Consider the following 20500-nt stretch of genomic DNA (forward strand, 5'->3'; position numbering starts at 1 on the left):
TCCTGGGCGCGGAGGGCAACCGCGAGTTCCTGCTGTACGCAAGGTTCGAATGAAGGCAGCCGCGATCATCTCGAAGCCGGCAGAGAAGACCAATGCCGTTGCGCCGCAGGTAGCCAAGTGGCTGGGCGAGCACGGCTATAACGTCTTCGTGGACCGGGAGACCGCCGCCCAGGCGCCGGGCTACGAGGTGGTGGAGCGGGAGAAGCTGGCGGAGAAGCAGCCCGAGTTCGTCATCGTGCTGGGCGGCGACGGCACCATGCTGGCGGCGGCGCGCGCCGTCGCCCAGGCCGGCATCCCCATCATGGGCGTCAACCTGGGCGCGCTCGGCTTCCTCACTGAGATCCCCATCGAGGAGCTGTATCCCACGCTGGAAGCGCTGGTCGAGAACCGCTGCGCGGTCGAGCCGCGCTCCATGCTGCACGCCCACCTGATGCGCGGCACCGAGCGCGTGATGCACTACGACGCCATGAACGATGTGGTGGTGGCCAAGAGCGCCATCGCCCGCATCGTGGAATTCGAAGTGACGGTGGACGGCCAGCTGGTCACCAACTACAAGGCCGACGGGATCATCGTCTCCACCCCGACCGGCTCGACCGCCTATTCGCTGGCGGCGGGCGGGCCCATCGTGTCGCCCGGAGTCAACGCGTTCATCATCACGCCCATCTCGCCGCACTCGCTGACCAACCGGCCGCTGGTGGTGCGCGACGACCGCGAGATCGCCATCCTGGTGAAGAGCGTGGGCGAGGAAGCGTTCCTCTCCATCGACGGCCAGACCGGCGAACCGGTGCTGGACGGCGACCGCATCACCTGCAAGAAGTCCGCGCGCAACGTGCGCCTGCTCAAGCTGGGCAAGCGCACCTTCTTCGACGTGCTGCGCATGAAGCTGAGCTGGGGACAGAGATAGTCACGCTACTCGGGGAGTCATGAACTCCGGCACCAGTAACTCGGTTCGCGTGGTCCGTACCCTGCGCTCATGAGATGGCTGCTCAGTCTCGTACTGCTCTCACTTCCCCTGTGGGCCACTACCTACCATGTGGACAAGGTGCACGGGAGCGACTCGAACACGTGCCGGCAGGCGCAGAGCGCGGCCGCGGCGAAGGCCACCGTTTCAGGGGCATCCGGGGGGTACAGTTGCCTCGCAAACGGCCAAGCCGACGTGCTCATCATCCACGCCGGCGCCTACGCGGAGACCCTGAGCCTCACCAAGAGCGGCGCGGGCGCCGGCAGCGAGATGGTCATCAAGGCCAGCGCCGGGGACACGGTGAAGTTGAAGCGCTGGGCGCAGGGGGCCTCGCGACTCAACTACGTAAAGATCGGCGGCGACAAGGCCAACGAGGGCCTCCAGTTCACCGACCAGGGCGACCCGACCATCCGGCTCGCGGAGTTTGGGCAAAACACGAACTATCAGGCCAGCTACCTGACGATCCAGAACAGCGTCTATGGCGGCACCAATCAAGGCGGGGGCGGAGCGGCACAATGTCTGCGCGGCGGCTTTGGTGATGGCGCCATCGTCTCCCACGTTTCTGTCACCAACAACGTCTTCCAATGGTGCGGCCAGGGAGCCGACCAGCCGTGGCGAGCCGGACAGTCCTACACGAGCGCAACCGTCGTCATGCCGTCGAATCCATCTAAGCTGGCCACCAGCCGCGCCTACCGAGTGACTACGCCGGGTAGGTCGGCCGACCCAGAACCGACTTGGGCGCTCACCTGTCCGAATATCGGGAACACCTGCACCGATGGGGGCGGCGTGGTCTATACCGCCGTTGCGGGACTCCAGGCCGGGGCTGCGATCTTCGGGAACAACGTGCTTTGGGATGGGAACACATTCGTCCATCTTACCGACGGCATGCAGCAGCGCGGCGATTATTCGATCATCCGCAACAATACCTTCACTGCCAGCTATACCGACCTGGGTTGCACTTCGGGAAATCAGGCGACCAACTGCAACATGGCCTGGTATCACGTTGATTTCTTTGACATCCAAAATACCGTGCCCATGCGGTACACCCTTCTTGAGGGAAACACGCTGACTCAGAACGACAGCGCCAATGGCCACTGGGGGGTTTTCTTGGTTGCGCGAGGGAATACGCTCCGCTACGTCATGCATCGGTTCAACCTCGCTTACAACACCAACAATGGCTTCGGTCTCTATCCTGGCGGGGCGCAGAATAACTGCGAGAACTGTGTGCAGTACAACAACACCGCGGCTGACTTTGTCGGCCGTCAAGCCAAGGCCAGTTCGTGGAGCCGCTGTAGCGGCAGCGGATGTCCTAACGGGGCCTCGCTGAACAACGTCTATGACACGGTCACGATCTGCGGTTCCGATGTCCTCGGCGCGGTCGGCGACACGCTTTACGACTACGACCTCTTCTACCAGAAGACCTGTCCGTCCATGCCCTTCACCGGTGAGGCGGCAGCTGAGAGGCATGCCATCCGCAACGTGGACCCGCTCTATATGGACCGGGCCGGACGTAACTACCGGCCGCGAGACAAGAGCCGCCTGATCGGCGGCGGGCGGTATCTGGCTACGATTGATGCCAGCGACCCGGGCGCAGGCACGACGCTGGTCCTGAACAAGAGCACCCACGATGCCAAGTTCTTCGCGGACGGCAAAGGCGGCTCAGGCTCGGCTATTGGCGCGACCAACACGGCCGTCGGTGATTACATCGCGGTCGGCAACGGTTCCTGCTCAACAGCGGCGGAGCACACCGCACAGATTACCGCCATCAACTATGCGACGGACACGCTGACCACCGATGTGGCTATCAGCTACGGGCGGGCATCGGCGCACGTCGTCTGCCTGTGGAAAGACTCACGAGGGAACGTGGTGCCCGGCCTGGAGGGTTCGGGTGCGACCCCGAACATTGGGGCGCTCGCTTCGACGCAATCCGACGCCACGCCACGCCCGGCTTCCCTGACTTTCCCGAATACTCGGGTCGGCGATAGCAGCACAGGGCAGGTGGTTACGCTGACCAACACCAGCAACGCCACCCTCAGAATCTCCAGCATCAGGATTTCAGGCGACTTTGCCAAGTCCACCACCTGTGGCGGGACGCTGGCAGCGTTTGCCTCCTGCACCGTGACCGTGACCTTCACCCCCACCGCGCCGGGAACGCGCACCGGCACCCTGATCTTCAGCGATGACGCCCCGGACACGCCGCAGACGGTGCGCCTGTCGGCCAAGGCGCGCCTCAGCGGGCATTAACGATAGCGCTCACCGCGCCAGCGCTCTCGCACACAGCTCATTGCTCGTTGGCGATGAGGTCGCGGATGGTTTCGCGCATGCGCAAAACCGTGACCCTGGAGCTGTCCACCAGCACCTCGGCGGGACGGGGGCGGGAGTTGTAGTTCGAAGCCAGCGACATGCCGTAGGCGCCGGTATCGAGCACCAGCAGGAGCTCGCCGGGCTCGAGGGCGGGCAGTTCGCGGTCGCGAGCCAGAAAATCGCCGGACTCGCAGACCGGGCCGACCACGTCCCAGTCGTCGGTCGTGGGTCGTCGGTCGTCGGCCGCAACGGGCAGAATGCGATGGTAGGCGCCGTAGAGCGACGGCCGGAGCAGATCGTTCATGGCGCCGTCCACGATGGCGAACTTGTGTTCGCCATTGGCCTTGATGTACAGCACGCGGGTGAGCAGGGCGCCGGCGGGGGCGACGATGGCGCGGCCGGGCTCGAGGATGAGGTGCACGCGCAGCTTGCGCAGCGGCGTGGTGATCGCCTTGACATAGGCCTTGGCGCGCGGCGCCAGCTCATCGGCGTGGTGGTAAGAAATCCCCAGGCCGCCGCCGGCGTCCACGTAGCGGATGTGGTGGCCGTCGAAATGGAGCGCGCGCACCAACTCCGCGACCCGCTCCATGGTGGCCTCGAAGGGTTCCATGTCGGTGATCTGCGAGCCGATGTGGACACTGACGCCCGCGACCTCCAGCCACCGCTCGCGGGCGGCCTGGGCATACAGCGCGCGGGCCTCGCTGACCGGCACGCCGAACTTGTGCTCGCGCAGGCCGGTGGAGATGTAGGGATGAGTTTCGGCGGAGACGTCGGGGTTCACGCGGAGGGCGATGCGCGCCATTTTCTTCAGCCTGGCGGCACGCTGAGCGAGCAGGTGCAGCTCGCCTTCGCTTTCCACGTTGAACATGAGGATGTTCGCCCGCAGGGCGGCGTCCATCTCTTCAACCGTCTTGCCCACGCCGGAAAAGACCACGGTGGCGCGTTTGGCCGCCTTCTGCACGCGGGCGAGTTCGCCGCCGGAGACGACGTCGAAGCCGGAGCCCAGCCTGGCCAACAGGCGCAGGATGCCGAGGTTGGAGTTGGCTTTGACCGAATAGCAGATGCTGTGCGGGAAGCGGCCGAGAGCCCGGTCGAAGGTGCGGTAACGCTCGCGGATCGTGCTTGCCGAATAGACGTAGAGCGGCGTGCCGTATTTCTCGGCCAGGCGGGGCAAGGGAACGCGCTCGCAGTGAGCGATGGCTCGCTTGTAGGTGAAGCCCGGGGGACGCACGGCGTTATTTAACCACGGAGGACACGGAGGACGTGGGGAAACAAACGAACAAGAGCAGCCGCAGATGAACGCAGCTAACCGTAAGGCGCGCCCGCGTTTCGGCGGTTATCGTTTCCTGCCTGATCTAATGGCCTTGGGCGCCGGAGGCTTGATCTTGATGGCGACGACGGTCTGGTCGTCGAAGGGGTCGGAGCCGGCGGCGTGCCGGGCGACGGCGTCGAAGATGGCGGTGACGATATCGTCGGCGGAGCGAGTGCAACTGGCCTCGACGATCTGCTCGATGCGGGAGCGGCCGAAGAGGTCGCCATCGCTGCTCACGGCGTCGGTGATGCCGTCGGAGAAAAACACGAAGACGTCGTCGGGAGCGGGGCGGAGGCTGATCTCGTCGTACTCGGCGTCGGCGAACAAGCCGAGGGGCAGGCCGGTAGATTCGAGAGCCTCGACCTTCGCGCCGCGGCAGTAGATGGGGCGGGGCAGGCCGGAGTTGGAGATCCGCATGAGCCCGTCTTCGTCGCTCCAGACGGCGTAGATGATGGAGACGAACTGGGCATCCACGGCGCGCTCGGCCAGCGCCAGGTTGATCATGGAGAGCATCTCGTTGGGAGCGGGCTCCATGTCGGCGTTGGAGCGGAGCATGCCGCTGACCAGCGCAGCGTAGAGCGCCGCCGGCGCGCCCTTGCCGCTGACATCGCCGATGACGATGGCGACGGAGCGCGAGGAATACTCGAGGAAGTCGTACATGTCGCCGCCGATGGTCTGGGCGGGAACGAACTTGGCGGCCAGCTCGGCCCTATTCATGGTGGGGCAACACTGGGGCAGAAGGCGGAACTGGATCTCGCGGGCCATGCTGAGGTCGCGCCCCAGGCGGGCTTCCTGCCTGGTGACCTGCTCGTAGAGGCGGGCGTTCTCGATGGCGATGGCGACCTGGGCGGCCAGCGTGGTCATCATGCGCACGTGGTCGTCGTTGAAGTATCCGCGCCGTGTGTGCTCCAGGTCGAGGATGCCGATCACCTTGCCCTTGTAGATAAGCGGAACGCAGAGCTCGGAGCGGGTCTCGGGATTGAGGCTGATGTAGCGCGGGTCTTTGCTGACGTCGGGCACGAGCACCGCTTGGGCGTGCTCGGCAGCATAGCCGACCAACCCCCGGCCCACCCGGATGTCGTGCTTTAGCTGGACGCTCTCGTTGAAGCGCAGCGAGAAGCGGTGTTGCAGGATCTTGCCGGTCGGGTCGAGCAGCAGGATGCTGAACATCTGGTAGTCGATGATGCGATTGAGCAGGTCGCCGACCCGCTTGAGCAACTGGTCGAGATTGAGGATAGAGGTGAGCTCGCGGCTGATCTCGTTCAGCAGCTTCAGGTTCTTCGCCTGGCGAGCGACCCGGGTGTAGAGTCGCGCATTCTCGATGGCAATAGCGATGCGGGAGGCGACCACGGTCAGCAGCCGCGCGTGCTCCTCGGTGAAGTAATCAACCTGGCGGGCGCTGATGTCGAGCACGCCGATGCAGCGGTTCTTGATGATGAGGGGAATGGCGAGCTCGGACCGCACCTCGGGGATGGCGACGATGTAGTTGGGGTCGCGGGTCACGTCGTTGACCAGGACGGGCTCACGGCGCAGGGCGGCCAGGCCGGTGAGCCCTTCACCGACCTTCAACCGCAGGGGCTCGGTGATCTCCGGCGGATGTCCGATCTGGAAGCGCACGCGCAGTTCCTGGGTCCGCTCGTTGACCAGGAGGATGGCGAAGATCTCGAAATCGATGACCCGGCGCACCAACTCTGCGACCCGGCGAAGCAAGGTGTCGAGGTCGAGTGTGGTGTTGACCACGTCGGCCACTTCGAGCAGGAACTGGTCGAACTTGACCCGGGAGATGGGTTCGTGGCGGAGGCGGGCAGATTTCGTGACGGGATTCAAGCGCCTCCCATGATAGCAGCGGAGCCTGTGGATCGCCGGCAGAGGCTTGGGACCTACCTGAAGGCGGGCGCGCCCAGCTCGGCCATGATGGCGGCGGCGGAGCTGGTGCCGATGCGGTCGGCGCCCGCGGCCAGCATGCGGCCGGCGTCGGCGGCGGTACGGATGCCGCCCGCAGCCTTGACGCCGGCGCGCGTGCCCACCACGCCGCGCATCAGGGCGATGTCGTCCACGGTGGCGCCGCCGTTGGCGTGGCCGGTGGAAGTCTTGACGAAATCGGCGCCGGCCGCGACCGCCAGCTCGCAAGCGGCGATCTTCTCCTCGAGAGTGAGCAGGGCAGTCTCGAGGATCACCTTCACGATGGCGCTGGCCTCGTGGGCGATGTCCACGACGCCCGCGATGTCGGCCTGGACGACCCCGCGGTTGCCGGACTTGAGGGCCCCGATGTTCATCACCATGTCGAGCTCGTCGGCGCCGAGACGCAGAGCTTCGCGGGCCTCGAAACGCTTCACCGTGGTCAGCGCCGCGCCGAGCGGAAAACCGACCGGCGTCCCCACTTTGACCGGCGTATTGCGCAGCAGGTTCACCGCCAGGGCCACGTAGGAGGGATGGACGAAGACACTGGCGAAGCCGAAGTGCGCGGCCTCCTCGCAAAGGTGAACGACGTGGGCACGGCTGGTGTCGGCGCGGAGCAGGGTACTGTCGATGACATGGGCCACCTCCTGCCACGTGCGGGACTGGGTCTGGGGAACTTCCGTGGTGGCCATCGGGATGATTGTAGCAAGTCTCCGGAGGGTGGAACACGCCACTACAGGACGTGCCTGGGCAGGATGCAGATGTCGGGCAGGTTGCGGTAACGTTCGGCGTGGTCCATGCCGTAGCCGACCACGAATTCGTCGGGGATCTCAAAGCCGACGTAATCGGCGCGCACCGGGGTGACGCGCCGCGCGGGCTTGTCGAGCAGCGCCACCGTGCGCAGGGCGCGGGGCTGGTGCGCCATCAGCACCTTGCTGAGGTAGGTCATGGTCAGGCCGGTGTCGAGGATGTCCTCCACCAGCAGGACGTTGCGGTCCTCCATGGCGACGTCCACGTCCTTGATGAGCCGCACCTCGCCGCTGTGGCGGATACCGTTGTTATAGCTGGAGACGCCGAGGAAGTCGAAGGTGGCGTCGAGCTGGATGCTGCGGGCCAGGTCGCTGAGGAACACCGAAGCTCCTTTCAGCACGCCCAGCAGGACGAGCGACTGCCCGGAGAAATCGCGCGTGATGTCGGCCCCGAGCTCGGCGACGCGGCGCGCGATCTGCTCGCGCGAGAACAGCACCTGCAACTCCGGCATCGGCATGACCACATTCTACTCGTGCGTTCGGCAGTCGCGTTGCGGCGTGGAAGGCAGGGCGACTAGAATCCTTTCGTTTTGAGTGTCAGGAGGAAGTCGTCATGGCATTGCCGGAACTCAAGCAACTGGTGGACGAGGCTAAGAGGAACATCAAGGAGATCGACGTCAACGAACTGCGGCGCATGCAGAAGTCGGGACAGGATTTCACGCTCATCGACGTGCGCGACCATCCGGAGGTGGCCAACGGCATGATCCCGGGAGCGAAGCACCTGACGCGCGGCATGCTGGAGGTCAACATCGACCAGATCACCACCGACAAGAACCGGCCCCTCGTGCTCTACTGCGGCGGCGGGACGCGCTCGGCGCTGGCGGCGGACAGCTTGCGGAAGATGGGTTTTAAGAACGTGATCTCGGTGGCCGGCGGCTGGAAGGCGTGGAAGGAGAGCGGGGCGTGATGAAGCTGAACGGAGTGAAGCTGACCTGGCTGGGACACGCGACCTTCAAGGTGGAGACACCGTCGGGCGACCGGGTGCTGATCGATCCGTGGGTGATGGGCAATCCGATGTGCCCGCCGAAGAGCAAGAAGTTCGACAAGATCGACACCATGCTCTGCACCCACGGGCATTTCGACCACATCGGCGACGCGGTGGAGCTGGCCAAGCAGCATGATCCCACGGTGGTGGGCATCTTCGAGCTGTGCACCTGGATGCAGAAGAAGGGCGCGCAAAAGATTGCGCCCATGAACAAGGGGGGATCGCAGACCGTCAGCAACATGCGCGTGACCATGGTCCATGCCGACCATTCCTGCGGCATCCTGGACGGCGACCAGATCATCTACGGTGGCGAGGCGTGCGGGTACGTGATCGAGTTCGAGAACGGCCTGAAGGTCTATCACGCGGGCGACACCAACGTGTTCGGCGACATGCGCATCATCCATGAGCTCTACGAGCCGGAGCTGGTGATGCTGCCCATCGGCGACCTGTTCACCATGTCGCCGAAAGAGGCCGCGTACGCCTGCGAGTTGCTGAAGGCGAAGGCGGTGATACCCATGCATTACGGCACCTTCCCGCCACTGACCGGGACGCCGGCGGAACTGAAGAAACTCACCTCCGACCTTGGCATCCAGGTGATCGAGATGAAGCCGGGACAGACACTGAGCTAGTCGTCAGTCGGCAGTCGTCGGTCGGCAGCAAAGAAGAGAGGGACACAACGTGCCAGGAAAGAGGCCGCACTGGGCGATGGGTGGGATAACGAACGCAGCCGTCGAGAGCTACCTCTACGGGATGCTGCCGGAACGGGACGAAGTCCTGGCGGAGCAGGAGAGGCAGGCGGAGAAGCGCAATATCCCCATCGTGGGGCCGGCGGTCGGGCGGGTGTTCTACCAACTGGCGAAGATGGTCGGGGCGCGCACGGTGTTCGAAATGGGCTCCGCCATCGGTTACTCGACCATTTGGTGGGCGCGGGCACTGGCCGAGGGAGGCCGCGTGGTCTATACCGACGGCAATCCCAAGAACGCGGAAGAGGCCAAGGACTACTTCAAACGGGCGGGCGTGCTCACGAGCATCGACATCAAGGTGGGTGACGCCCTGGAGATCCTGTCGGAGCAGAAGAGCGAGTCCTACGACATCATCTTCAACGACGTGGACAAGCAGGATTATCCGCGGGTGTTCAAGCTGGCGGTGCCACGGCTGCGACGGGGCGGATTGTTCGTGACCGATAACGTGCTGTGGAGCGGCAGGGTGGCCAAGGGCAGTCCCGATGAACGCACCAAGGCCATCCTGGAATTCAACCAGCTGCTGTATGGATCGAAGGAGTTGTTCACCACCATTCTCCCGCTGCGCGACGGAGTAGCGGTGGCGATGAAGCTCTAGATCGATTGGACGGGAAGCAGGGTGAGGTCTTCGACCAAGCCTACTTCCTTCTGCAGGAACGGCTCGCCATATTTCACCCCAGCCATCAGTCCGTAGAAGCGCGCCATGGACTCGACACGGGCGCGGATTTCCTCATTGCGCGGAAAATCAACCTTGCCGGCTTCCTGGTCGAGGTACTGGGACCTGTAGGCGAAGATGGACTGCATGCGGGCCTCGAACTGGTCGGTGATGTCCACGATGAAAGTAGGGCGGACGTCGAAGTAGAGCGTGGCGTAGATAATCTTGAAGGGGCGGTGCGGGGGCAGCGTTTCACGTGTCGCGTTTCGCGTTTCACGTCCTTCACTGACATCCAGCTTGGCGAGGCCGGCCAAGAAGCAAGCTTCGTATCCGAGGGTAGAGCAGGTGTAGTGGTCGGGGTGGCGGCCCTGCCAGTAGGGAAGGATGACCACGCGCGGGCGGGTTTGACGGATGACGCGCGCCACCTTGAGGCGGTTCTCCCAGGTGTTTTCCACGCGGCCGTCGGGGATGTCGAGGGCCCGGCGCCAGGTGACCTTCAAGAGTCTTGCTGCGGCGTCGGCTTCGCGTGCACGATCCTCGGCGGTGCCGCGGGTGCCCATCTCTCCTTGGGTGAGGTCGAGGATGCCGGTGCGATGGCCGAGCTGGGCCATCTTGAGCAGGGTGCCGCCGCAGGTCTGCTCGGCGTCGTCGCGATGGGCGGCGATGGCGAGGATGTCGAGGTGGTCGGCGCGGTTCTTCATGCGGGATAAGAGACGCCCTGACGGGCGTCTCTGCCACTATTTCTTTCGTTCCACCAGGAAATGCGCCAGCTCTTTTAGGGTGGCGGCGCGCGAGCCGAAGGAGTCGAGGGCGGCGCAGCCCTGGGTCACCAAACGCGACGCCATCTGGACCGATTCCTCCACCCCGTAAAGCGCGGGATAGGTCGCCTTTTCGACTGCGGTGTCCTTGCCCGCAGTCTTGCCCAACTGCTCGGAGGTCTGGGTGACATCGAGCACGTCGTCGGCGATCTGGAATGCCAGGCCGACGGCCCGGCCGAACTCGCGCAACCGCTGGATGTCCGTGGCGCTTCCGCCGGCGTAGATGCCGCCAGTCACCAGGCTGGCGGTGATGAGCGCTCCCGTCTTGGAGCGATGGATGTACTCCAGGGTCTTGGCGTCGGGCTCGCGGTGTTCGGCCTCCAGGTCCATGACCTGCCCTCCGATCATCCCGTCGATGGTGCCGGTCGCGCGGGCGGCTTCTTCGATGACGCGGACGCGGCGCTCGGCGGGGCAGCGCAGGCGGGCCAGCACCTCGTAGGCGTAGGTCTGGAGCGCATCTCCGGCCAGGATGGCGGTGGATTCGCCAAAGGCCTTGTGACAGGTCGGCTTGCCCCGGCGGAGGTCATCGTTGTCGAGTGCCGGGAGGTCGTCGTGGATGAGGGAATAAGTATGCAGCATCTCGAGGGCGGAGCCGAGCTCTTCAATCCCCTCGGGAAGGGAGCCGGTAAGCATGCGGGCCGCCTCCAGGCAGAGGATAGGCCGCAGCCGCTTGCCCCCGGCAAAGACGCTGTGCCGCATCGCCTGGTGGATCGAGGGCGGATACTGCGTTTCCGGAGGAAGAAGACGTTGCAGAGCGGCGTCAATGGCGACGCGGCCCTGTTCGAGTGTGTCCTTGAGCATGAAAAGATGAGTATACAGGCTGCTGTCGCGGGCGGTCATCGGGGTTGGCTTGCAGCCCAAAACAAAAAGGGCGCGCCGCAGCGCGCCCCAAGTTCCGCGCAGCCGTCAGGCGGCCGCGCTGTTAGCAATGTCATTTCGCGCTACCGCCAGCACGATGGAACGAACGTCAGAGGTCTGGCAGAAATCCGACGCCCCGGCTTCCATCACCGACGGCCACATTTCTTCGTCGGGCGACCGGTGGGTGCAGACCACCAGGGTCTGCGGGAACTCACGGTGCAGCTCGGCGATGTCGGGCAGGCTGGCCAGTTCCAGGTCCACTACCGCAAGGTCGGCCCGATGCTTGGGGATGGCTGTACGCAGCTCATCCACAGTACCGGCGACCGACACGGCGCGGAAATGGGGATTCAGGGACAGGGCCAGCGCCTCTGCGCTCTTCAGGTCTCGCTGAGCGACGACGACCGTCAGGGGCTTCATACGAACCACCTTCCGAATGCGCCCGCGCCATCCCTGCGGGCGGAGAAGGCTGCGGTGGCAGGGGATCACCGCAGGCAGGTTGAGGTTCCTGAGCCAGTCACTTCTTGTGCGCCGTGGCCTTCTCTGCCGTATCGAAGGGCCCGGCTTGGAGCTTTCCGTTCTGCTTCAGCAGGACTTCGACCTTGCCCTCGGCCGCCTCCAATTCCTTGCGGCAGGAATTGGAGAGCTGGATACCCTCTTCGAAGAGTTTCAGCGCCGATTCGAGGGGCAAGTCGCCCTTTTCAAGCTCGTTGACGATCTTTTCCAGGCGCTGAAGACACTCCTCAAACTTGGGCAAGCTCTGCTCCCAAGAGTGATTCTACCCCTGTTCCGAAAAGGTCAAGCCGGAACTTTTCCACAGCGCTGAGCCGCGGTTCATTTCGGGGTGCGATCCCAGACAGGGACCTACACGCTGGCCCCGGCCGGCCGGGAGCCAAGGGCCTCGAGCACGTCCATGGCGGCGGGATAACGGCCAAGGGGGGCGCTGATCTGTGCGCCCTGGACCAGGCCGCGGACCGCCAGCAGCATCTCGCGGGCGATGGCGACCCCCTCGGCGCGGGCAGTGTCGGCGCTGGCTGCGCGCGCCATGCGGTCAATCACCGCGTCGGGCACCGAGACCCGAAGCTCGTTCTTCATGAACTCCGCGTTGCGCACGCTGACCAGCGGCCAGATGCCGGCCAGCACCGGGACGCGGCAGTGCTCGATGCGCTTGAGGAATTGCTCCAGCAGCCGGACATCGAAGACCGGTTGTGTGACGGCGTATTCGGCGCCGGCCTCGACTTTGTATTCGAAGCGGCGGACCTCCTCGTCCAGGTCGGGGGCGCCGGGGTTGGCGCCGACGCCGATGACGAAGCTGGTGGCGGTGCCGATGGGGTTGCCGCCGATGTCCAGTCCCTTGTTCAGGTTGCCTACGATGTTGACCAGGCCGATGGCGTCCACATCGAACACCGCGGTGGCGTCGGGATAATTGCCCAGCTTGGGCGGGTCGCCGGTGATGCAGATCAGGTTGTGGATGCCGAGGGCGCTGGCGCCCAGCAAATCCGACTGGATGCTGAGCACGTTGCGGTCGCGACAGGTGTAGTGCAGGACGGCCTCGATGCCGATCTGCTGCTGCACCAGCAGCGACAAGGCCTGGTTGCTCATGCGGGCCGAGGCCCGCGGGCTGTCGGGGATGTTGATCGCGTCCACCCCCATGGACTTGAGGAACCTGGCGCCGTCGAGTTCCTTGACGATGTTGGTCCCCTTGGGAGGAACGATCTCGACCATGGTGGCGAATTCGCTGTGGGCGAGCTTGGCTCCCAGACGGGACCGAGTTTCGAGCGGAGGCACCTCGGTCGGCGCTTCGGCGCGGGGCGCGGTCGCTACCTGGAACGATGTCTTGGCCTCGCTGGAACGCAAGGCGGAGCGCATGGCGCGGATGTGGTCGGGGGTGGTGCCGCAGCAGCCGCCCACGAACAGGACGCCGGCGCGCACGAACTTGCGCGCGTAGCTGGCCATGTATTCGGGGGAGCAGAGATAGATGTTGCGGCCGTCCACGGAACGGGGCATGCCGGCGTTGGGCTGGGCGGAGGTGGGCAGGGAAGTGACCCGGCGCACCCGCTCCAGGGCCTCCAGCATGGCCACCGGCCCGACGCTACAGTTGCAGCCGACGACGTCGGCGCCCCAATCGGTGAGCTTGGTGGCGAAGGTCTCCGGGCTGGAACCGTCGAGGCAGTTACCTTCCTCGTCGATGGTGACCTGGGCCACGACCGGGACCTTCGCGTCCACTTCGCGGGCGGCGAGGATGGCCTGGTGGAGTTCCTCCAGATATCCCATGGTCTCAAGGATCAGCATGTCCACGCCGCCTTCGACCAGGGCGCTGATCTGGTCGACAAAGGCGCGGCGGGCTTCTTCGCGCGCGACCTTGCCCAGGGGTTCGATACGGACGCCGAGCGGGCCGACCGAGCCTGCCACCAAGGCCTGCATGCCGCGCTTGGCGGCGTCGTGGTCGACGGCGGCGCGAGCCAGGCTGGCGCCGGCGATGTTGATGTCGCGCAGATGTTCGAGCAACCCGTGCCTTGCCAGGCGGAAGGAGTTCGCGCCAAAGGTATTGGTCTCCACCACCTCGGCGCCGGCCTGGAGATACTCGGCGTGGATGGAGCGGATCAGGTCCGGCTGCGAGAGATTGAGCTCGTCGTAGCAACGATTGATGAAAATGCCCTTGGAATAGAGCAAGGTGCCCATGGCGCCGTCACACAGCACCGGGCCCTCTCGTAAGCGCGAAAGGAAGTCGGCCCCCATCCCAGGAGAATATCGCAAACCGCGGCGGAAACGTAAGCTGCCGGTGGAGGGTGGCCGGAATCGCCTCTGTTATAATCGCGATTTCGGCATTCAAACCCATCAATCCCTGTGGGAGTCTGACGTTTGAAGCGAACTTATTGGGCTTTCTGTGGCCTTATTCTGCTCGGTGCATTTCTGACAGCGTGCAACAGCGGCAGTACTTCGGGCTCCACCACGCCACCGACCAGCGGGCTCACCAAGCGAGTCTTTGCCAGCAACAGCGTTCCCGGCACCCTGATCATCGTTGACGCCAGCCTGGACCAGGCCAGTACGCATTTCATCACCCTGAACGGCACGCCGCAGCAGATGTCACTGGCGCTTGATGGTTCCGTGACGCTGGTACGTAACGGCAACACCGGCGTCAATGTGGTCGACAACAAGAACGAGGCCAATAACGGTGGGATCGCGTTGCCCGACCACACCGACAGTTTCGTGGCGCTGAACAGTGCCACGGGTTTTGCGTCGGTGCGCAATTCGAACCTGGTCGAGGTGCTGGACCTGACCAACATCAAGCTTTCGGGATCGATCAGTATCCCCACGCCGAACCAGATGGTGCTCTCCCACGACGGCAAGAAGCTGCTGGTCTTCAGCGACACGCTTCCGGGCAGCATCACGGTAGTGGACACGGCGACGGCGACGACCAACCCCGGCGGAGCCGCGACCACGGTGGCCTCGGGGAATTTCGACCGTCCGATCTCGGGGGTATTCAGCTCAGACGACGGCAAAGCTTACATCCTGAGCTGCGGCGTGGAGTGCGGTGGAGCGGCAGCCAACGTTACGGTGGTCGACATGACAACCACGCCTCCGACCCCCGGAGCCATGGTGGCGGTTGCGGGCGCGACGGTGGGGCTGCTCGACGGCACCTCGCTGTACGTAGCCGGGAACAGCAGTCCCGCCCCTGGTAGCGGCGCGCTGACCGTGGTGGATGTGGGCACGATGACCGCCGGCGCCCCGGTAGCGATCGGAGACGGTCTCCACCGCAAGATGGGGCTGGACAACCACGGGCACCTGTTCATCGGGGCCAAGACCTGCACCCAGATCCGCTGCTTGACCATCTACGATACGGGGGCCAAGGCGGCGACCGTTGAGGTCGATCCGGACCCGACCCATAACGGCAACGGCTTTGGAGATGTCGGGGGCATTCAGCCCATCAGCGGGCGTGACCGCATCTACCTGGCTCAGGGCGGGGAGATACGGATCTTCGACACCACCACCGCGCAGCCGCTGCCTTCCGCGCAGCAACTTGACGCGGTGGGGTTCATCGAGGACGTTTTGCTGGTAGACCCGTAGGCCCTTGCCGTTCCGCGGTGCCGCTCCCCCCTGCTTGATCCCTTCTACTTCCCGTTGGCCAAGGCTGAGGCTGGCGTGTCCTTTTTCTGTGGTGACTTGGAGCGGTTGTAATCATTGATCACGCGGCGGACATAGGCACGGGTCTCGCGGTAGGGCGGGACGCCACGATATTGCTCCACTCGCTGTGGCCCCGCGTTGTAGGCAGCCAGGGCCTTGGCGACATCGCCGTGGTATTGCATCAGGAGCTCCCGCAGGTAGCGGGTCCCGGCCTCGATGTTCGCCCCTGGATCGAAGGCGTCCTGAACCCCCAGCTGGAGGGCGGTCTGTGGCATCAGCTGCATGAGGCCCTGTGCGCCTTTGGGCGAAACCGCGTGCAGATTGAAGTTGCTCTCCGCCCGGATCACGCTGCGGATAAAATCGGCGTCCACCCGGTGCTTGTCGCTGGCCAGATCGACGAGTTGCGGGATGGTCGGAGTCTGCGGCGGGAGCGCCGGCGGGTCCGGGGCCAGTTCCACAGTCTCGACCGAGGCGATCTGCGCGGTGCTGACATCCACAAAATCGTCGCCGGCGATGTAGAGGCGGGTGACACCGCCATCGCGTACCTCGCTGCGAAGGTGCTGGATGGAAAAACCATTCCGCAGGACGGCCAGATAGGCCACTCGGGGGCCAGGAGGTTTTGCCGGCAGCGACGGATCGGTGCACCACGCCGGGAGCGTCAGCAGCAGCGCGATGGCCAGGCTGGCGAGTTTGGCCGAACCACTCATCAGATTCGGAGTATCTGCTCGACGGCGGCCGCAACGCCACTCTGGTCGTTGGCCAGAGTCACGTGCCAGCCGTTCTGCTTCAGGTCGTCGGATGCATTGCCCATGATAACGGGGATGCCCGCAAACTCAAGCATCTCGACATCGTTGTAGTTATCACCGATGGCCATGACCTGCTCGCGCTCGACGCCGCGATGGCGGGCCCAGCGCTCCAGGGCGTGTCCCTTGGAGCAGCCGGCGTTGAGCACGTCGAGGATGCAGAGGTCACGCGCGACGTACTGGGTCTTCAGCAGGGTGACGGGGAAGGCAGCCTCGAGCATCTTCTCTTCGGCGCGGCGCATGCGTTCCACGCCCCCGCAAAACATCGCCTGCACCGGGTCGGAGGTAAGCGCCCGCTCGATGGGCACGACGCGCTCGATAAACTCCGCGTTCTTTTCCATCCAGCGCTGGATGCTGGGATGGGTGACGGTCTGCTCGAGCACGACCTCGCCCTTGCCGGTGATGTCGAATGTCAGGACCAGGCAATCGCGGTATTCCCGCATGTAGCCACAGATCTGGCGGGCGGTGGCGGCGGGCAGCAGGTCGCGGTGGAACAAAGCGCCGCTGCTGGACTTGGTGACCGCCCCGTTGGAACTGATGAGCGCCACCTCGAATCCCAGGGCCTCGGCGACCGGCAGGGCAAAGGTATGGCGACGGCCGGTGACCAGCACGATCTCCAATCCGGCGCGATGCGCGCGCTGCAGGGCCGCAAGATTGGCGGAGCTGACCTGGAAGGTGGGGTCCAGCAGGGTGCCATCGATGTCGATGGCGATAAGGCGCACTGGCAGAGTCACTGCCGCGATTCTAGCAGAGGTGGGAACGGGGAAAGGAAGCAGGAGGCAGGAGGGAGATCTGCATGTTATAACCAGCGCAAATGTTCAGCTTGCTGGGACTGATGTATCCCTGGGGGATCCTCCTCCAGGTGACCGCGATCGTCCACTTCATCCGCCGGCGGCCGGATACCTACTGGCTCTGGGTCATCCTCTTTCTCGGGCCCATCGGGGCACTGGTGTATATCGTCGCCGAGGTGCTGCCCGACGCCCAGTTGCTAGGCGGAACGTTCCGGGGATTCTCCCGGAGACGGCGCATCGGTGAACTGCAAGCCATCGTGATGGACAATCCCTCGGCGGGAAACTACGAGGAGCTGGGGCAGCTCTATCTGGACGAGGGCAAGTTCGCCCGCGCCAAGGAGTGCTTCGACCGCTCGATCTCGTCGCGCACCGATTCCCCCGACCCGTTCTACCGGCGCGGCATCTGCTCGATGGAGTTGGGTGACTTTGCCGGCGCAGTGCCGGACCTGGAGCGGGCTGTCGGCAAGGACCCCAAGTATGACTTCTCGCGGGCCCCGGCGCTGCTGGCCCACGCCTACGCCCGTACCGGGCAGAACGATAAGGCTGACGCGCTGTTCCGCGAAGTGATGAGGACCTCCACTCTCACCGAGTCGCAGGTCCATTACGCCGAATTCTTGAAGTCGCAAGGTCGGAGCTCGGAGGCGCGGGAGCTGCTGGAGCGAGTGCTCAATAAGAAGCGCACCATGCCCGGGTTCCAGAAACGCCGCGAGCGGCCGTGGTTCCGCCGCGCGGCCGCGCTGCTGAAGGACTTGCGTTGAATGGCTCGCGGTGCGAGCCTCCGTCATCTCTTCTGCTAGACTTCTCCGTTCCGCATGGCAACGATCGCTTACCTGGAGTGCACCAAGTGTAGCCAGCGCCTCAGCGGGGGCCGGCCGCAGACCGTTTGCCCCAAGGATGGCGGGTCGCTCTATGTCCGTTATGACCTGGCCAGACTGAGACGCAAGTTCACCAGGAAATCGCTGGCCGGGCGGCCGGCGACTATGTGGCGCTATGCCGAGGTCCTGCCCAATGTCATGCCCGTGTCATTGGGTGAAGGGTTCACGCCCATGCTCCCCAGCCGCAAGTACTCCGGGGTCTTCATCAAGGACGAGGGGCTGAACCCGACCGGCTCGTTCAAGGCCCGGGGACTGTGCGTCGCGGTCACCATGGCGAAGGCCTACGGCCTCAAGAAGCTGGCCGTGCCCTCGGCGGGGAATGCGGCCAGCGCCCTGGCCGCCTACGCGGCGGCGGCAGGCATCGAGGCCCACATCTTCATGCCCGAGGACGTGCCCCAGGCCAATCTGGTCGAGTGCAAGGCCTACGGCGCGCACGTCACCCTGGTCAAGGGATTGATCAGCGACTGTGCCCGCATCGTCGGCGAGCGCAAGCAGGCCGAGGGCTGGTTCGACGTTTCGACCCTCAAGGAGCCGTTTCGGGTCGAGGGCAAGAAGACCATGGGTTATGAGGTCGCGGAGCAGCTTGATTGGAAGCTGCCGGAAGCCATCATCTATCCCACGGGGGGCGGCGTCGGCCTGATCGGCATGTGGAAGGCCTTCGAAGAGATGCAGGAACTGGGCTGGATCGGCTCCAAGCGGCCAAAGATGGTTGCCGTGCAATCAAGTGGTTGCGCCCCAATCCCTAAAGCATGGGATGAAGGCAAGAGCGTCTCGGAGGCATGGCCCGATGCAGCGACCATCGCCGCCGGATTGCGCGTGCCCAAGGCTTACGCCGACTACATCATCCTCGACATCCTGAAGAAGAGCCGCGGGACGGCGGTCGCCGTAAGCGATGCCGAGATCTTGGACGCGGTGCGCGAGTGGGCCTCGGAGGAGGGTATCTTCGCCGCGCCTGAAGGCGCAGCCGCGCTGGCGGCCTATCACAAGCTGCGGGGGAGTGGGTTCCTCAAGAAGCGCGACCGGGTGGTGCTGTTCAATACCGGCTCGGGGCTGAAGTATCTCGACGTGGTCGCTTCAGCGATGAAGATCAGCCGGACGAAATCGCCCGCCTCCCGCGCCATCGGCGGAATCATCGGCCCGTACTGAGGGACCAGGGCATCTGAAGATCTGGCCATCGAGTCAAGTCATGACGGAACGGCTTTATTACCGGGATTCTTTCCTCTACGACTTCGAAGCCAAGGTCATCAGACTGCGTGAGCAGAGCGGGCGGGTGGCCATCGTGCTGGACCGCACTGCGTTCTATCCCACCAGTGGCGGGCAGACCTTCGATACCGGCGCCCTGAGAGCCGCCAGCGGAGCGGAGGTGCAGGTCGAGGAAGTCGCCGAGACCGAGGACGGGATCATCCTGCACTACGTTTCGGTCGCCCTTGTAGCCGGGGTGAGTGTGCACGGCAGCATCGACGCTGCCCGCCGACGCGACCACATGCAGCAGCACTCCGGGCAGCACGTGCTCTCGGCGGCATTCGTCCGGCTGTTCGATATGCCCACGGTCTCATTCCACATGGGTGACGAGAGCTGCACCATCGACCTGGGAACCAAGTCCTTATCGCGCCGGCAAGTGGAGCAGGCCGAGCTGTTGGCGAACGAGGTGGTGACCGAGGACCGGCCGGTGGAGGTCCGCTTTGTCGCCCCGGAAGAAGCGAGGGCGCTGGGCGTCCGCAAGATTCCCGAAACCGAGCGGGACAAGTTGCGGCTGATCGACATCCGTGATTTCGACTTGACTGCGTGCGGCGGGACCCACGTGCGCAGCACCGGGCAGATCGGGGCCATCCTGCTGCGCAAGACGGAGAACGTGAAGCAGGGAGTGAGGGTGGAATTCGTATGTGGCGGACGCGCCGTCACCACCGCGCGACAGGATTATTCCGCGCTCACCGAAGCCGCCGGCGCGCTTTCCACCCACATCTGGGAACTGCCGCAGCAGGTTCGCAAATCTCTGGACGACGCCAAAGCGGGCGCCCGGGCGCAGCAGAAGCTGCTCGAAGAAGTGGCGGAGCTGGCCGCGGCCAGGTTGCTTGCGGACGCACCCGTCGAGAACGGGCGCAAGAAGATCGTGCGCGTGATCGCCGATAGGGAACTCGCTTTCGTGCGCCTGCTGGCGCAGAAGATCGCGGGTGCGGGAGAGCCGGCGGTCGCGCTGCTGGCTTCGACCTTGGGCCAGCCGGCCCTGGTATTCGCGCAGTCTCCCGGCCTGCCTTCCGACATGGGCGCGGAGATGAGGAAGGCCATGGCGGCGCTCGGCGGGCGGGGCGGAGGCAGCCGCGACTTCGCCCAAGGCGGCGCACCCGATGGCAGCAGGATCGCGGCCGTCCTGCACGAGATTGCGCAAGCGCTGCGATAAGCCACGAGGGCGCGACTACCCAAGCTGCAGCGCGGTTGATAAAATGAGAGCGTCCCGTGGGGCTATAGCTCAGCTGGGAGAGCGCATCGTTCGCAACGATGAGGTCGTCGGTTCGATCCCGACTAGCTCCACCAATCCTTTCTGCCCCCAACGCGTGGCCGTACGACCTA

20 protein-coding genes and 1 tRNA gene are annotated in these 20500 nt (G+C 64.7%); 10 read left to right on the forward strand and 11 right to left on the reverse strand.

Annotated elements, in window-relative coordinates; all coding sequences use genetic code 11:
• The first annotated feature begins 49 nt into the window (after positions 1-49).
• Together VMS96_13810 and VMS96_13815 are read left to right on the forward strand one after the other, a co-directional pair.
• Positions 50-904 carry an NAD(+)/NADH kinase gene (locus VMS96_13810; GenBank protein ID HVP44504.1) on the forward strand — a complete coding sequence of 285 codons (855 nt, stop codon included), beginning with the start codon at positions 50-52 and terminating at the stop codon, positions 902-904.
• A gap of 252 nt (positions 905-1156) precedes the next feature.
• Positions 1157-3205, forward strand: a complete 2049-nt coding sequence (locus tag VMS96_13815) for a choice-of-anchor D domain-containing protein (protein HVP44505.1) — start codon at positions 1157-1159, stop codon at positions 3203-3205.
• A gap of 37 nt (positions 3206-3242) precedes the next feature.
• Here the strand turns inward: VMS96_13815 and lysA are convergent, their stop codons facing one another.
• The 4 genes from lysA to hpt all read right to left on the reverse strand — a co-directional run bounded on the left by lysA (position 3243) and on the right by hpt (position 7743).
• The gene (gene lysA / locus VMS96_13820) at positions 3243-4496 is read right to left on the reverse strand and encodes a diaminopimelate decarboxylase (protein HVP44506.1); all 1254 of its coding nucleotides are present in this window, start codon (positions 4494-4496) and stop codon (positions 3243-3245) included.
• Positions 4497-4601: 105 nt separating this feature from the next.
• Positions 4602-6404 carry a GAF domain-containing protein gene (locus tag VMS96_13825; protein ID HVP44507.1) on the reverse strand — a complete coding sequence of 601 codons (1803 nt, stop codon included), beginning with the start codon at positions 6402-6404 and terminating at the stop codon, positions 4602-4604.
• A gap of 53 nt (positions 6405-6457) precedes the next feature.
• A complete protein-coding gene (gene deoC / locus VMS96_13830) occupies positions 6458-7168 on the reverse strand; it encodes a deoxyribose-phosphate aldolase (protein ID HVP44508.1) in 711 nt (236 codons plus the stop codon).
• A gap of 41 nt (positions 7169-7209) precedes the next feature.
• The gene (gene hpt, locus VMS96_13835; protein HVP44509.1) at positions 7210-7743 is read right to left on the reverse strand and encodes a hypoxanthine phosphoribosyltransferase; all 534 of its coding nucleotides are present in this window, start codon (positions 7741-7743) and stop codon (positions 7210-7212) included.
• A 95-nt stretch (positions 7744-7838) separates the two neighbouring features.
• On the opposite strand from hpt, the gene VMS96_13840 reads away from it, so the two are divergent.
• From VMS96_13840 to VMS96_13850, 3 genes are all read left to right on the forward strand, one after another.
• Positions 7839-8192: a rhodanese-like domain-containing protein gene (locus tag VMS96_13840; GenBank protein HVP44510.1), complete on the forward strand. Its 354-nt coding sequence runs from the start codon at positions 7839-7841 to the stop codon at positions 8190-8192.
• Entirely contained in the window at positions 8192-8899 is a 708-nt protein-coding gene (locus VMS96_13845; protein ID HVP44511.1) for a metal-dependent hydrolase, read from the forward strand. Before VMS96_13840 ends, VMS96_13845 begins: the two co-directional genes overlap by 1 nt.
• A gap of 76 nt (positions 8900-8975) precedes the next feature.
• Positions 8976-9608, forward strand: coding sequence for an O-methyltransferase (locus tag VMS96_13850; protein HVP44512.1), 633 nt, complete (start codon positions 8976-8978; stop codon positions 9606-9608).
• Here the strand turns inward: VMS96_13850 and bshB1 are convergent.
• From bshB1 to VMS96_13875, 5 genes are all read right to left on the reverse strand, one after another.
• The gene (gene bshB1, locus VMS96_13855; GenBank protein HVP44513.1) at positions 9605-10366 is read right to left on the reverse strand and encodes a bacillithiol biosynthesis deacetylase BshB1; all 762 of its coding nucleotides are present in this window, start codon (positions 10364-10366) and stop codon (positions 9605-9607) included. The genes VMS96_13850 and bshB1 overlap by 4 nt on opposite strands.
• Positions 10367-10402: 36 nt before the next feature.
• Positions 10403-11284, reverse strand: coding sequence for a farnesyl diphosphate synthase (locus VMS96_13860; GenBank protein ID HVP44514.1), 882 nt, complete (start codon positions 11282-11284; stop codon positions 10403-10405).
• Positions 11285-11389: 105 nt separating this feature from the next.
• Entirely contained in the window at positions 11390-11758 is a 369-nt protein-coding gene (locus VMS96_13865) for a hypothetical protein (protein ID HVP44515.1), read from the reverse strand.
• Positions 11759-11855: 97 nt separating this feature from the next.
• Entirely contained in the window at positions 11856-12095 is a 240-nt protein-coding gene (locus tag VMS96_13870; GenBank protein ID HVP44516.1) for an exodeoxyribonuclease VII small subunit, read from the reverse strand.
• Positions 12096-12202: 107 nt separating this feature from the next.
• Positions 12203-14077 (reverse strand): bifunctional homocysteine S-methyltransferase/methylenetetrahydrofolate reductase, encoded by a 1875-nt coding sequence (locus VMS96_13875; GenBank protein ID HVP44517.1) that lies wholly within the window; start codon positions 14075-14077, stop codon positions 12203-12205.
• A gap of 123 nt (positions 14078-14200) precedes the next feature.
• Between VMS96_13875 and VMS96_13880 the strand changes: the two genes are divergently transcribed.
• Positions 14201-15406: a hypothetical protein gene (locus tag VMS96_13880; GenBank protein ID HVP44518.1), complete on the forward strand. Its 1206-nt coding sequence runs from the start codon at positions 14201-14203 to the stop codon at positions 15404-15406.
• A 44-nt stretch (positions 15407-15450) separates the two neighbouring features.
• Here the strand turns inward: VMS96_13880 and VMS96_13885 are convergent, their stop codons facing one another.
• Together VMS96_13885 and VMS96_13890 are read right to left on the reverse strand one after the other, a co-directional pair.
• On the reverse strand, positions 15451-16170 hold the full coding sequence (locus VMS96_13885; protein ID HVP44519.1) for a lytic transglycosylase domain-containing protein: 720 nt from the start codon (positions 16168-16170) through the stop codon (positions 15451-15453).
• Entirely contained in the window at positions 16170-17000 is an 831-nt protein-coding gene (locus VMS96_13890) for a Cof-type HAD-IIB family hydrolase (GenBank protein ID HVP44520.1), read from the reverse strand. Before VMS96_13890 ends, VMS96_13885 begins: the two co-directional genes overlap by 1 nt.
• An 80-nt stretch (positions 17001-17080) precedes the next feature.
• Between VMS96_13890 and VMS96_13895 the strand changes: the two genes are divergently transcribed.
• The 4 genes from VMS96_13895 to VMS96_13910 all read left to right on the forward strand — a co-directional run bounded on the left by VMS96_13895 (position 17081) and on the right by VMS96_13910 (position 20464).
• Positions 17081-17815 (forward strand): tetratricopeptide repeat protein, encoded by a 735-nt coding sequence (locus VMS96_13895; protein HVP44521.1) that lies wholly within the window; start codon positions 17081-17083, stop codon positions 17813-17815.
• A gap of 54 nt (positions 17816-17869) precedes the next feature.
• Positions 17870-19078, forward strand: coding sequence for a threonine synthase (locus tag VMS96_13900; GenBank protein ID HVP44522.1), 1209 nt, complete (start codon positions 17870-17872; stop codon positions 19076-19078).
• Between the two features lie 40 nt (positions 19079-19118).
• Positions 19119-20330 (forward strand): alanine--tRNA ligase-related protein, encoded by a 1212-nt coding sequence (locus VMS96_13905; protein ID HVP44523.1) that lies wholly within the window; start codon positions 19119-19121, stop codon positions 20328-20330.
• A gap of 58 nt (positions 20331-20388) precedes the next feature.
• Positions 20389-20464 (forward strand) — tRNA-Ala (locus tag VMS96_13910).
• Positions 20465-20500 lie beyond the last annotated feature (36 nt).

This window comes from Terriglobales bacterium (assembly GCA_035543055.1).
GTDB lineage: Bacteria > Acidobacteriota > Terriglobia > Terriglobales > Acidobacteriaceae > JAIQFD01.